Raw genomic sequence first — 14,074 nt, 5'->3', positions numbered from 1 at the left:
CAAATGGTTCGATGTCTGCCCGGATGCGACACTCGTAAGTGCCCATCCTCGCAGTATCCGGTTCTCAAGGTGCACGCCTGCGCTGGTTCCCGGTTCGACCGGGCCGCGCGGCAAGGAGATATATTGCCAGACCGGAGGGGCCCCGGGGGCGGGAATTCCACTCTTCACAAGTCCTACACAATACATCGCTTCCTATATAAGTCATAGAAAGGCTGGTGCAGAAATACTGCACGTATCAGATGATGACCCTTCGGTTAAGAGATATATAAAGATCGGTCACCTGTAAGTGTTTATCTACCCGCGCTTTTAGCAATGTAAACCAGCGCTTTCGATAAAAAAGGGGAGCGCCGCGCACAACGCGACACTCCCCTAGCGATTCAAGAGAATCTATTAGGCCTCGAGAGCCTTCTTGGCAATGGTAGCCAGCTCGTTGAAGGACTCGATGTCCTCGTAAGCCATCTGAGCCAGGACCTTGCGGTCGAGCTCGATGCCGGCAACCTTCAGGCCGTGCATGAACTGAGAGTAAGAGATGTCGTTCAGACGAGCAGCAGCGTTGATACGAGTGATCCAGAGAGAACGGATCTCGCGCTTCTTGTTGCGGCGATCACGATACTGATACTGCAGGGAGTGCTGGACCTGCTCTTTAGCATGCTTGTAAGTACGCGAAGCGGCACCGTAGTAACCCTTCGCACGGTGCATAACGGTACGGCGCTTCTTCTTGGCGGCAACAGCGCGCTTAATACGTGCCATGTTCTATCAACTCCTAGACGGTAAAACGAAAAAACGAACTTAGGCGAGACGCGACTTGATGACCTTGCGGTCGGCAGCGGCGATCTCGGTCTCCTGACGGAAGCCACGCTTACGCTTGGTGGACTTCTTGCTCAGGATGTGGCTCTTGAAAGCCTTGGCGCGCATAAGCTTGCCGGTACCAGTCTTGCGGAAACGCTTCTTGGTGCCGCTGTGGGACTTCATCTTAGGCATGAAATACTCCTTAATCGGTTACAGAACACTAGTTACTTGGTATCGCTTGCCGCTTTATCCTCATCAAATGCGCCCTTAATCGGGGCGAGCAGCATAAGCATGTTACGGCCTTCCATCTTAGGCTTGGACTCGACCGTAGCGTAAGGCTTAAGATCCTCGGCGAGGCGCTCGAGAACGTTAAGACCCTGCTCCGGGTGAGCCATCTCACGGCCGCGGAACATGATGGTGATCTTAACGCGTGCGCCCTTCTTGAGGAAACGCAGAACGTGGCCCTTCTTGGTCTCGTAATCGCCAACGTCAATCTTGGGCCGGAACTTCATTTCCTTGACCTCGACCTTGGACTGGTTCTTACGAGCGGCCTTGGCCTTCATGGCCTGCTGGTACTTGAACTTACCGTAGTCCATGACCTTGCAGACCGGCGGCTCCGCGTTGGGAGCGATCTCGACCAGGTCGAGACCCTGATCGTCGGCGACGCGCTGGGCATCGCGGATGGCGAACAGGCCGAGCTGAGAGCCATCGACGCCAATCAAACGGCACGAAGATGCAGTGATCTCGTCGTTGATGCGGGTGTCATCAGACTTAGCTATTTTCCCTACCTCCATTCATAAAAAAATAACCCGGCGCTTCTTTGCAACCAGGTCGTACACATAGACATCCTCGGTATGAGGAAGGGAATCTAGGTTGTATGACCAGTCAGCTGCTCATTGGCGCCAAAAGGTGGGAACCCTCGGGTTCCTCTTTAGGGCATTGTGGGAACAACGCCTTGCGAATAATAACACGTACCGCGCGTTATCACATTACGTACACGAAAAAGGGGGCCGCAACCCCCTTGAACGCTCACTTGCATGTATGGTGCCCGAGGCGAGACTCGAACTCGCACGTTGTTGCCAACGGTGGATTTTGAGTCCACTGCGTCTGCCAATTCCGCCACTCGGGCACGTAATGCGTGAGATAGTTTATCACAGCTTTCTGTTGATTAGTCCGAAAATGGAACTTCAAGCATTTCGATAAGTTCGACCGTGCGGAGCATCTCCCGCTGACGACATCCACGTCCGTCAACCGAGGCCTCGCCCATCTGGTTATCGTAGGGGTCCTCGCGCATGCCGTCATAGGCAGGTTCAAACCCCGCCTGGAACCGACAGTTTGCCACCATACGCCACGGGTCGAGATTGCCAAAGTAGTGACGACGACGCCACTCCTCCCCCATCCTGCGCGCCGAGGAGCCAAACGATACGTCGGCGTTAAGCCAACCGGTCTGTGGCGTATAGAACTCAGCCCAATCGTGCGGCCCCACCGAATCGGGCGCAACATACAGGCCGCTCTGCCAACGGGCAGGCACGCCCGCGATGCGGCACATGGTGATAAACGTGAGCGCCATAACGCCGCAATCGCCGCGGAGCGAGTGTGCACAGTCATCGGCAATAGATCCCAAAAGCAGGTACGGTGGCTGATAGCGATAGTCGATATGCTGTGTCAAGTAATCATAGATAGCCCGAGCGCGATCGAGCGGATCCTCGAGTCCGCCAACAACGCTGGCCGTCAGCTGCTGCAGATACGGCGTAAATGCAATGTGCGGACGGTCCTCGGAAATATCCTCGGGCAGAGGCGCGTCCATACGCGGATGAACCGGAAGTGTGCCACCGTAGACATCACAATAAGCAGCATCGATGTGATAACGATAAGTCACCGAGAATGAGCGCTCGCTCGAAGAAGACCACGAGACGGTACGCGCCGAAGCATTCGCGGGAGCAACAGCACCCTCCGGCGTCATGTCGAGAATCTCGACCCGAAACTGCTGACGGCAGGCAGCCGCGACGGGAAGCCAAGCGCAAACGGTCTCCCCCTCCAGAGCGCCGGGGACAGACACGGACGCTTTAAGCGTAATGACGCGAGCCAATCCATTTTGCGACTCCATCTCCTTGAGCATCTCGTTGCGCAGTGCAATTCCGTCCGTAGGATCGGGCCGCATGCCGGGAACCTCTTTGGGATATACGCGAAGCGAATCGAGGAAGTTGTCGAGAACGAACAGCTCGCCATCGATAAAGCGCCAGTCAATACGCTTACGGTCAATCAGATCGTCAAACTGCTCCTCAGTAAACTCAGGCCACTCCTCGCGAATCATCGCAATAGCTCGATCGCGCGACACCGAAAAATGAAGCGGCGTCTCAAGCATGCGATACCGCTCGGCACGAACGCAGGCAGCAAGCGAGGGATCGGGATCTTGGGCAAGTAGGCGGTCGCAAGCCTCAATAGCCTGCGAAAGATACCCCGCGTCCTTTAAACGCAGAATCTCGGGTGGCAAGCCAACATCTAGAAAACGGAAGTCATCATTGCAAACATCAACAGAGCAACCAACAGGACCCTCGTCAATAACCTTCCCATCCGAAGGCAGCACATTAATAACAGCCATACCAAACTCCAAGTCATTAGAACTCTTGAAGTCCATTGTAGCGAGATAAAAAGAAAGCCCCAATAAAGGAACCCTCAACACCGATAAACGGTACCTATAAAAAATGAATTCAGCCCAGTAACCCTGTAGCGAGTTAACAAAGGAGGCCCCGTTTCCCCGGAGCTGATTCCGTCGCGCGACTTCTGGCAAAGCCAGTAGCCATCTTAATTCAGCCTCGTAACCCTGCGGCGTTAAACGAAGGAAGCCCCGTCCCCCGGAACTGTTTCCTTGGCGCGACTTCTGGCGAAGCCAGGTGAGCGCAAAGGAAACAGTGTAGGGGAACGGGGCTTCCGGCGGGAAGTTTAGCGACGCTTACGCCTTGTTGACGGAGCCAAACTCCTCCATGAGCTCCTTGGTGCGGGCAACGATGTTGTCGCGACCAGGCTTGAGGAGCTTGCGGGGGTCAAAGCCCTTGCCCTGCTGATCCTTGCCAGCCTCGATATACTCGCGAACGCCCTTGGCGAAGACGAGCTGCAGATCGGTGTTGACGTTGATCTTGGAGATACCCAGGGAGATGGCCTTCTTGATCTGATCCTCGGGGATGCCGGTACCACCGTGCAGAACGAGGGGCAGGTCGCCGGTCTGAGCCTTGATCTCGCCCAGACGCTCGAAGGAAAGGCCAGCCCAGTCGGCGGGATACACGCCGTGGATGTTGCCGATACCGCAGGCGAGGAAGTCGACGCCCAGGTCAGCAATCTGCTTGCACTCAGCGGGGTCAGCGAGCTCGCCGTTGGAGGTCACGCCGTCCTCGGTGCCGCCGATGCCGCCGACCTCGGCCTCGATGGACATGCCCTTGGAGTGGGCAAGCTCAACGAGCTCCTTGGTGCGGTCGAGGTTAAGCTGGAAGGTCTCCTCGTGAGAGCCGTCATACATGATGGACGTGAAGCCGGCCTCGATGCACTTGAAGCAGTCCTCGTAAGAACCGTGATCGAGGTGAAGGGCGACGGGGACGGTAACGCCCGTGGCCTCGACGGCAGCCTTGACCATGTCGGCGCAGACCTTGAAACCGCCCATCCACTTAGCGGCACCAGCGGTGCACTGAAGGATCAGCGGAGACTTGGCCTCCTCGGCGGCCTGGAGAATAGCCAGGGTCCACTCGAGGTTGTTGGTGTTGAAGGCACCGAGAGCGTACTTGCCGGCCTCGGCCTTCTTGAGCATGTCTGCTGCGTTGACGAGCATAAAAGAAACCTCCTGTAAGGTTGCTCCGATAACGCCTGAGATTTTACCACGACATACCCGAGCATAAACGTTCGTTTGTTCACGAATACCATCCGATTGGACAATTTTTGACCGTTTGCCCCACAGAATCGACCCACTGGGGAAAATAGCTTGACGATTGAGCGGTCTTCGTGGTTCGAAAGACGGCTTCGAGCCTACATCTGCATAAACGGATTCTGCATAAGTTCGCGCGCCATCGTGGTCGAATCGCCATGGCCCGTCAAGCAAACGGTATCGGGCGGAAGCGTCTTGGCAAGTTTGGAGAGCGAGCGCATAATCGCCGCCTCGTCACCGCCGGAAAGATCGGTACGACCGTGGCTGCCCGGGAAAAGCGTGTCGCCCACAAAGGCGATGTTCCCCTGCTCGGTCGCGGCGAACAGGACGATGCCGCCCGGCGTATGCCCCGGCGTCTCGATCACCTGCAGGCAGATATCGCCCAATTCAATCGTATCGCCCTCGGCAAGCAGCCGCGTCGGCTCGCCCGGATCGGGCGTCTCAATACCCCACATGGCGCGCTGCTCCTCGATATTTGCGCGAGGCACCGTCACGTCCTTAGCGCACAACTCATATAGTGCGCTGTCGCCAACGACAGCTCGAACCCCGGCGACCCCGCCAACATGGTCGGCATGACCGTGCGTGCAGACAGAGCCGAGTACGCGAACCTCGGGATGCGCGGTGCGGATATGCTTCACAAGACGCTCGCCCTCCCACGCCGGATCGACGATTAAGCACTCGTCATTCGAAATCACGACGTAACTGTTGGTCTGAATCGGGCCGTTGACGAGTGCCTCAATCGAAGCTGCACCTCGGGGTGTCAGGTCCAAAGTCATATCGCCCATGCGCATACCCTCCTTCTAAAATACGTTCGAGGCACCAAACGATGCCTCGAACGTAACCAATATCTATGATGCTGAGAGGCTCTCGCACCTACACACGGCGCTTGAGCTGAGCTCCGCCTTCGCCGGGCATAAGACGGCGAGCGTCGTAGACCGAATCGACACTGCTGATGGAAGCCAGCAGCGGATCCAGACCGCTCGCGTCCGAGATCTCGACCATAAAGCGCAGGGTTGCAATACCCTCGCGGTTGGTCGACGTGGCGGCAGAAAGGATATTGCCGCCCGCATCGCCAATGGCAATGGTGACATCCTTGAGCAGGCCCATGCGGTCCAGGCACTCGACCACGATCTCGACCTGGAAGAGGGTGTCGGCAGCGCCGTCCCACTCCACATCGATCATGCGCTCGGGATGTTCCATAAGACCCTTGACGTTGGGGCAGTTGGCGCGATGCACCGAAACGCCACGACCGCGCGTGATGAAGCCGACGATGTCGTCGCCCGTCACGGGGTTGCAGCAATGAGCCAGACGGACCAGCAGGCCGCTGTTGCTCTCGCCCTTGACGATAATGCCGTTACTGGCGCTCTTGCCGCGCTTTTGCGGCTTGCGGTTGGAGCCGCGAGCGGGCTGCTTCACGACCTCGGCGATAGCCTCGGCCTTGGTGAGCTGTTCCTCGGGCTTGGGGTCCAAGATTTGCTCGACCTTATTGCCCACAGCGCGCGGGGCAACCTTGCCGGCGCCGACGGCGGCAAACAGGTCCTCGAGCTGCTTGAAGTTAAACTGCTCCGCCACGGCGTTGAGTGCACGCGTCGAACGCGGCGTGGAGATGCCATACCCGCGCTTGCGCAGGTCCTTGGCCAGCATATCGCGGCCGGCGGCAGCGTCGTCGTCCTTAGTCGCGGCGGCAAAGTAGCGACGGATCTTTGACTTGGCGGAAGGCGTCTTGACGATCTTGAGCCAATCACGCGACGGCTTGGAACTCTTGTTAGTCAGGATTTCAACGCGGTCGCCCGTCTTGATCTCGTGCGTGAGCGGAGCCACCGCACCGTTGATTTTGGCGCCGACGCAATGGTTTCCCACCTCGGTGTGAACGGCATAGGCAAAGTCGAGCGGCGTGGAGCCGGCACGAAGCGCCATGACCTCGCCTTTGGACGTGAAGACGAAGATCTCCTGATCGAAGAGGTCGACCTTCAGCGAATGCAGGTATTCCTTGGCGTCGGTAATCTCATCAGACGCAGCCCAATCGAGTGAGTGCTTAAGCCAGTTAATCTGGTCGTCCAAACGTTGAGCGTCATTGGTCTTGGAAGCAGACGATCCGCCCGACTTCTTATATAGCCAGTGGGCGGCAATGCCGTACTCGGCCTGCTCATGCATCTCGTAGGTTCGAATCTGAATCTCGAGCGGACGAGCCGTAGGGCCGATGACCGTCGTGTGGAGCGACTGGTAGTTATTGACCTTGGGCATGGCGATATAGTCTTTAAAGCGACCAGGCATGGGGTGCCACAGCGTATGCACCGCACCGAGCGTGGAGTAGCAATCGCGCACCGAATGGGTAATAACGCGCAGCGCCACCAGGTCGTAGATCTCGGAGAACTCCTTGCCCTTGCGCTTCATCTTTTGGTAGATGGACCAATAGTGCTTGGAACGGCCGTTGATCTGGAAGCCTTCCAGGCCAATGCGGTTGAGCTCGTCGGTGAGTGTCTTGATGGTCTCAGCCAGATAGCGCTCACGGACCTCGCGCGACTCCGCCACCATGCGCGCGATGCGCTGGTAGGCATCGGGCTCCAGGTAGAAGAAGGACAGGTCCTCGAGCTCCCACTTAATAGAGCTCATGCCCAGGCGGTCGGCCAAGGGCGCGTACACGTCCATGGTCTCGCGAGCCTTAAATAGGCGACGATCCTCGCGCAGGGCTGCCAGCGTTCGCATGTTGTGCAGGCGGTCGGCAAGTTTAACGATGATGACGCGAATGTCCTTGGACATGGCGAGGAACATATTGCGCAGCGTGAGCGCCTGCTTCTCGTCCATGCTGTCGACTTCGATGTTGGTGAGCTTGGTCACGCCATCGACGAGCTCGGCCACCGTATCGCCAAACAGGCCGGAAACATCGGTGAGCGAGGTCTCGGTATCCTCGACGGTATCGTGCAGTAGCGCGGCACACACCACATCGCAGTCCATCTTGAGATCGGCCAAAATGATGGCAACCTCGACGGGATGGTTAATGTACATCTCGCCCGAGCGGCGCTTTTGGTTGCAGTGCTTCTCGGCGGCAAAGCAGTAGGCCTGCTCAACCTTAGAAAAGTCGTCCTCATTCATATATTTGAGGCACAGACGCTCCAGCTTGTCGTAGCTGTCCGCCATAATCTCGGGCGGCAGCTCATCGGCATGCTTATAGTGCTCCATCTCCGAAAACGGCTGGAGGGTAGAATCATGGGCGGTACGGGCTGCGGCATCCATCGAGGTCCCCTTCCCCTAGGCCCGCGGTACGATCGGGCGGTTAACTTTGGCTAGCATATCAGAAGCGCACGAATCGAGCGCCCAACTCCGGAAAGCCGAGAACTCCATGCGCGAGCGCAAGCCCTCCAAATAGCGAATTGACCTGCTCAATTGCACGCGGCCGGGGTTTTCGGCCATCGCGATGCGACGGGTGTCGTCAAACCCCGAAACGCGACAAAAACCAAGCTCTTCGAAGATTCCCAAGCCGCTTTCCACCGAGCGCTCGTCGACCGGCGTGCGAGCATCGATGGCAAGGCACATCTGCGCGATGTCGATATCGCTCGCGCTAAAGAAATCGTCCCCGGTCTTGCCGCGGTTGGAGCGCCACATGGTCTGCAGCGCGCGATAGAGCGTGACGAGCTCGTCGCGCTCGGGCGCATAGCAGTCGAGTAGGCGCTCGTTAATACGGGCGTCACGCGACGAATAGAGTAGATGGATCACGGCGGGTTGGCCATCGCGACCGGCGCGGCCGCTCATCTGGTTAAACTCAATGCCGCCAAACGGCATGTGATAGAGCACGACATGGCGAATATCGGGAAGGTTGACGCCCTCGCCAAAGGCGGATGTCGAGACGATGCAGCTGAGGCTGCCGTCTCGAAACGCCTCCTCTACGCGATGGCGGTCGGCGCGCGTAAGGCCAGCGTTATAGAACGCGATACGGGTCGCACAGTCGGGAACGCGTTTGCGTAGTGTCTTGGCGAGCGCCACGGACTGGTCGCGCGAATTGACGTAAATGACGGTCTTCTCCCCCGTCGCCACGATCGACACCAAACGGTTCTCGCGACTTGCAAGATCACGGTCGTCCTCGAGCTGCAGGTTCTCGCGCACCGTCTCGTCGACCACCGTGTGAGTGATCGGAAGCGTGCGGGCAAGCTCGGCCACGACCGGAGCCGTCGCGGTGGCCGTCGCGGCCATAACGACCGGGTCGCCCAGGGCTTTGAGGATATCGGGCATGTCGAGATAGGCGCTGCGGTCGCCGCCCTTGGCAAGGCCAGCGTGGTGCGCCTCATCGATAACGACAAAACCGATGCGCCCCGAACGCGCAAAGCGGTCGCGGTGAATGGACAGGAACTCGGGCGTCGTGAGCACGATGCCGGTACGGCCCGAAGCCAAGCCGGCAAACACGTCATCGCGCGCCGCCTCCACGGTCTCGCCGGTCAACACGCCGACGCCAATGCCGAGCGCGGCCATCGTCGACGAGAGGTGATAGGCCTGGTCGGCAACGAGCGCGCGCAGCGGATAGACAAAGATGCTCGCACGCCCGCGAAGAACCGCCTCGCGCGCGGCATGCACATGGAAGATGAGCGACTTGCCGCGCCCCGTTCCCATAACGGCCAGAACACTTTGGTGATCGGCCAGGGCATCGAGCGCCTCGACCTGCGCGCGGTGCGGCTGGTTCGAGCCTATAAAGCTATGGATAAGCGAGCGCGTCAGCTCGGTATAAGAAAGCTGGGCGAGTGTCTCGCGCTTACGCGACTCCAGGCGCAGGCCGGAATCCGCCGGCTGCACGCCACGACGAAGCTCGCATGCCGGATCGTCGACGCTGGGCAGCGTGGTATCGCGGACCAGAACATCCTTGATCATGAGCTTGGGCTTCACACGCCCCTGCCAATGCTCGGCAACGGCCTCGAACACCAAGTCGGCAGCACTATCGCAGTTGATGAGCTTATCGATTTGCGGCACGCGGAACATAATGGCCGGCACACTCGCGGCGCCATCGGTCGCCACGAAGCGCATGTGCTCGCCGGTTTTGCCCACCACAGCGCGATCGCACATTGTCACGCCCTCGGCAGCCAGAAGCGGCACCTTATTGCCCTGGCCAAACGGCTCAAGACGGGAGATCTGCTCGATGGTCTCGATATTCAGCTCGGAGAGGTCAACGGTGGCGGCAACCTCGTCGGTGTCCTCAAAGTCCTCGGCGGGAAGCTCCGATAGCACGGCGGAAAGGCGACGACGGAACTCGTCGAGCTTGGACGCCTCGATGGTCACACCCACCGCACCAGCATGTCCGCCGCGACGAATCATCAGGTCGGAACAGCGCTCGATGGCGTCAAACAGGTTAACTTTGCCCACCGAGCGACCAGAGCCGCGCGCGATACCGTCCTCGATCGAGAACAGCAGCGCCGGCACGTGGTAGCGGTTGGTCAGACGGCTTGCCACGATGCCCTTGACGCCCTCGTGCCAGCCTTCGCCGCCCACGACGATCACGCGTCCACCGTCATAGGTCTCCTCGACCTTTGCCATGGCATCGCGCGTGAGCTCCGCCTCGATCTCACGGCGCTGGCGGTTGATTTCCTCGAGCTCAGCCGCCAGTGCGCTTGCTTCGATGGGATCGCGGGCAAGCAGCAGGTCGAGCGCCAGCTTGGGATCAGCCATGCGACCGGCAGCGTTTAAGCGGGGAATGAGCGAGAATGACAGGCCATCCGCCGTAATGCTCGAAAGGTCTGCCTTGGCGAGCGCGGCAAGCGCGATATAGCCCGGGCGAGCGGTTACGCGCATCTGCTGGATGCCCTCGGCAACCAGCGCGCGGTTCTCGGGCGTGAGCGGCATCATGTCGGACACGGTGCCCAGCGCCGCGACCTCGATTAGCGAACGCCAATACGACGGCTTGCCCAGACGCTCGCCCAGGACTTGCACCAACTTGAGTGCCACGCCGGCACCGGCAAGCTCACGCGAAGGACCATCGTCATCGAGCTTAGGGTCGGTCAGGGGTACGCCCTGCGGCACCTGATCGGAGGGCTCGTGATGGTCCGTGACCACCAAATCGATCCCCAGGCTCTTCAGATAGGAAACCTCTTCCTTGGCGGCAATGCCGTTATCGACGGTCACGATCAGCTGGGGGCGAGCGAGCTCGTTAACGCGGTCGAGCGCCGCGCGCGAAAGACCGTAGCCCTCATCAAAGCGATGCGGAATAAACGGCGTGACATCGGCGCCAAACGTGCGCAGCGCCTCGGTCAACAGGCAGGTCGACGTAATACCGTCAACGTCAAAATCGCCAAAGACGGCGATACGCTCGTGGCTGCGAATAGCACGCTCAACGCGGTCGGCGACGACCACCATGCCCGGAATAACGAGTGGGTCCGCCCAGTCGCGATCGAGCGAAGGCGTCAAAAACAGCTGGCCTTCCTCGATGGATGTAATGCCGTGCGCAACCATAATGCGCGCCACCAGCCCGGGTATGCCCAGGCCAGCCGAAAGCTCCTTTTCGAGCTCGGGGTTTTGCTGAGCGACCGCCCAGCGATGCGTCGTCTTAAGCGATGACATAGGCGCCCACCCCCGATAGGGGCAGGTCGCCGCGATACCTCTCACGGTTCATAGCGATGAGTCCTCTGTGCATGCCCGCTTCGGCAGGCAGATCTGTTGAACGGATTTATTATACCGTGCAGCGCGGACGCACAACATCCAGCACGCCGTGGTTTCGATAAACGAGGGCGGTAATAGCCTCGAAATAATCGAGCGTTTCAGCCACACGGACGCATGCGAGCGTCTAGCATATCCATTCAAAACGGATTCACGAGCAAAGGGAGTCACAAGAGCATATGAAGCAATGGGTTGGACTGGGCAAATTTCTCGCAGGACATATGCAGGTCATCGTTCCGATTTGCGTGGCGCTCGGCGTGCTCTTTCCCCAGCAGATTGGCGTGCTCAAGCCCATTGTTCCCGCCCTCTTCGCCTTTATGACGTTTCAGGGTGCGCTCAGCAACACCTTCCACCAGGTAGCCGAGGTGTTCCGCCGTCCCCTGCACCTGATTTTGGCACTGCTCGTCTCGGCGGCGCTTATTCCCATCGCGGCCTATGCCATGGGCTCACTGTTCTTTGGCTCCAACCCCAACCTTGTCTGCGGCATCGTGCTCGAGTACAGCGTGCCCGTGGCCGTCACCGCCTTTATGTGGATCAGCATGTTCGGCGGCAACGGCCCGCTCGCGCTCACCATCATCCTGACGTCCTCGGTTATATCGCCTGTGACGATTCCGCTCACGCTCAAGCTCCTGCTGGGTGCCACCGTCGCAATCGATGTGCCGAGCATGATGCAGAACATGGCCTTTATGATTGCCATCCCCGCCATCCTCGGCATTGTAATCAACGAACTTACGCGCGGCTGGGGACACGAGAGGCTCTCCCCCGCGCTCTCGCCCGCCTGCAAGTTCATGATGATGGGCGTTATTGCCTCCAACTCCACCACCATGAGCGAGTACGTGCTACACATGAACGCGGTGCGCCTGGAAGTCGCCCTCTTTATTCTGGTGTTCGCCATCAGCGGTTTTGTCGTGGGCATTCTGGTCGCCCGCGCATTGCACCTGCCGTATAGCGAGACGACCACCATGTGCTTTACCTGCGGCATGCGCAACATCTCTTCGGGTGCCGTCATCGCCACACAGTATTTTCCCGGCGAGGTCGTGTTTCCCGTCATGTGCGGCACCCTGTTTCAGCAGGTGCTCGCCTCGCTTATCGGGCATCTCTTTGAGCGTCTGACCGGCGAGGAGCGTGCCGTCCAGCGCAAGCAGGTCGAGGCCGGCCGCGATGCCATGGCACGCTAGACTGTCCGCATTACGCGGGTGTTAGTCTTGCCATACGAGCGTTTCCAGATGCGCACGCAGGCGCTCAGCATCGATATCGAGCGTCGTCTCGGCATTGACCTGGGCCAAACGATAGCCAACAAAGTAGGGCGAAACCACCCAACGCGGAAGCGCCTTGGCAATGGTCCGACCGCCCAGGTGATAGAAGAACAGGTTATACGACTCTGCACGACCGCCATGGTGCTCGTGCAAGATATAGCGCAGAGCTACCTGGATTGCATCGGCGAAGAGATCCGCCTCGGCTTGGTCTCTCGTGTCATCGCTGGCGGCGATTCCCTGCGGGGCTGAAACGTTGATCTCAAAGAACCCCATGATCGGTTCGGTTGAGATATTGACCGAGATCCTCCCCTGTTGCCAGACATTGATGCCTTCGAAATTGGCAGAAGTCAGCGAAGTGTAGCCGTCTTCCTGCTCCAAACCCACAATCTGCATGTGCGGATGCACGAGACTACCGCCCGAGAGCGGACCCTTGTTCTTGTACATGAGCACACTGCGGTACTGTTGGGAATCGATCATCTGCTGCCAACAGCCCAGGGCAAACCGCATCACATGATGCAGCTCATCCGGTTCATAGGTCACCAGGTCGGCGTCGTGATTGGCAGACTCGATCAATACGGTCTGACGTGTGGCCCGCAAGGTCTTGAACTTATTCTCGAGCCAGATACAGTCACCATCGCGCTGGATGATGTTGGCAAGTCCCTCCGTGTCGCAAAAGGGGCACGCGGTGCCAGGGCGACGATTATCGTCGGGCTTACCGCTCGCCTGCTGAACGTCAAATACCAGCGCCACGGGTTATACCTCCAGCGGCACGATCTTGGTGCCATGGAGCTCGGAGACGCCTAGCGCCGCAGCGACCGCGTCGCGATTTGCCGTAGTGATGCCGCCGCCGGGAAGGATGGTCAAACGATCGCCCGCATACTCGATTAAACGAGCCAGGTAATCGAAATTATCCTCGATCGACGTACCGGCAGCGCCGCCATGCGTGAGGATGCGCGTAACGCCGCAGTCGGCAAGTGTATCAATCGCATCGAGCTGAGCCTCGGGCGAGAGCTGATCAAACGCCATGTGGAAGGTGATGTCGATGGGCTCACGCTTGCATTCCTCGGTCGCGCAGCCCGCGGCCATCACGAGAGCGCCCAACGTAAGCTCGTCGAGCGCCCATCCGCCAGCGCAGGGCTTGCAGCTGCCAAAGACCAAGCCGTCAACGCCGGCGCTTACGGCAAGGCCCAGGTCCATCTCCATCATGCGCAGCTCGTCTTGGTTGTAATGAAAGTCACCGCCACGCGGGCGAATCATGCACATCACTCGCGCGTCATGCTCGTGAGCATAGCTGACTGTAGCGCTGATAACACCGGCCGAGGGTGTAGTGCCACCGACGGCAAGGTTGTCGCACAGTTCAATACGCCTTGCACCGGCATCGATAGCCGCCGGCACCCGCTCAAAGTTCTCGGCACAAAACTCGTACAGCATAGATAGACCCCCAAAAGACAGCAGATGTTTTCCGACGGGCATTGTCACACAT

General features: G+C 59.0%; 11 protein-coding genes and 1 tRNA gene. 1 reads left to right on the top strand and 11 read right to left on the bottom strand.

The features are described 5' to 3' along the window. Positions 1-390 precede the first annotated feature (390 nt). The 9 genes from rplT to recJ form a co-directional block, all read right to left on the bottom strand. A complete protein-coding gene (gene rplT, locus I4W07_RS06915; protein WP_006234421.1) occupies positions 391-750 on the bottom strand; it encodes a 50S ribosomal protein L20 in 360 nt (119 codons plus the stop codon). 39 nt (positions 751-789) lie between these two features. Next, on the bottom strand, positions 790-981 hold the full coding sequence (gene rpmI / locus I4W07_RS06910; protein WP_006234422.1) for a 50S ribosomal protein L35: 192 nt from the start codon (positions 979-981) through the stop codon (positions 790-792). 32 nt (positions 982-1,013) lie between these two features. Further along, positions 1,014-1,583 (bottom strand): translation initiation factor IF-3, encoded by a 570-nt coding sequence (gene infC, locus I4W07_RS06905; RefSeq protein ID WP_006234423.1) that lies wholly within the window; start codon positions 1,581-1,583, stop codon positions 1,014-1,016. Between the two features lie 248 nt (positions 1,584-1,831). Further along, positions 1,832-1,918: transfer RNA gene (locus I4W07_RS06900), tRNA-Leu, on the bottom strand. Positions 1,919-1,957: 39 nt separating this feature from the next. Further along, positions 1,958-3,391, bottom strand: coding sequence for a transglutaminase-like domain-containing protein (locus I4W07_RS06895; RefSeq protein WP_196026060.1), 1,434 nt, complete (start codon positions 3,389-3,391; stop codon positions 1,958-1,960). Positions 3,392-3,742: 351 nt separating this feature from the next. Then, a complete protein-coding gene (gene fba / locus I4W07_RS06890) occupies positions 3,743-4,609 on the bottom strand; it encodes a class II fructose-1,6-bisphosphate aldolase (protein ID WP_006234429.1) in 867 nt (288 codons plus the stop codon). A gap of 194 nt (positions 4,610-4,803) precedes the next feature. Next, positions 4,804-5,487 carry an MBL fold metallo-hydrolase gene (locus tag I4W07_RS06885; protein WP_328291090.1) on the bottom strand — a complete coding sequence of 228 codons (684 nt, stop codon included), beginning with the start codon at positions 5,485-5,487 and terminating at the stop codon, positions 4,804-4,806. 88 nt (positions 5,488-5,575) lie between these two features. After that, positions 5,576-7,936 (bottom strand): RelA/SpoT family protein, encoded by a 2,361-nt coding sequence (locus I4W07_RS06880; protein WP_196026058.1) that lies wholly within the window; start codon positions 7,934-7,936, stop codon positions 5,576-5,578. 15 nt (positions 7,937-7,951) lie between these two features. Continuing rightward, a complete protein-coding gene (recJ, locus tag I4W07_RS06875; RefSeq protein ID WP_196026057.1) occupies positions 7,952-11,239 on the bottom strand; it encodes a single-stranded-DNA-specific exonuclease RecJ in 3,288 nt (1,095 codons plus the stop codon). A gap of 275 nt (positions 11,240-11,514) precedes the next feature. Between recJ and I4W07_RS06870 the strand changes: the two genes are divergently transcribed. Further along, on the top strand, positions 11,515-12,513 hold the full coding sequence (locus tag I4W07_RS06870) for a bile acid:sodium symporter family protein (RefSeq protein ID WP_196026056.1): 999 nt from the start codon (positions 11,515-11,517) through the stop codon (positions 12,511-12,513). Positions 12,514-12,534: 21 nt separating this feature from the next. Here the strand turns inward: I4W07_RS06870 and I4W07_RS06865 are convergent, their stop codons facing one another. Together I4W07_RS06865 and I4W07_RS06860 are read right to left on the bottom strand one after the other, a co-directional pair. Further along, positions 12,535-13,341: a DUF4931 domain-containing protein gene (locus I4W07_RS06865; protein ID WP_196026055.1), complete on the bottom strand. Its 807-nt coding sequence runs from the start codon at positions 13,339-13,341 to the stop codon at positions 12,535-12,537. A gap of 3 nt (positions 13,342-13,344) precedes the next feature. Next, complete coding sequence (locus I4W07_RS06860) at positions 13,345-14,022, bottom strand: copper homeostasis protein CutC (protein WP_196026054.1); 678 nt, start codon at positions 14,020-14,022, stop codon at positions 13,345-13,347. Positions 14,023-14,074: the final 52 nt, after the last annotated feature.

The sequence above is a fragment of the Collinsella aerofaciens genome, from assembly GCF_015670745.1.
In the GTDB taxonomy this organism is placed as follows: Bacteria; Actinomycetota; Coriobacteriia; order Coriobacteriales; family Coriobacteriaceae; genus Collinsella; species Collinsella aerofaciens_T.
The sequence above is the reverse complement of the archived record's forward strand: the minus strand, read 5'-3'. Positions and strand labels throughout refer to the sequence as shown.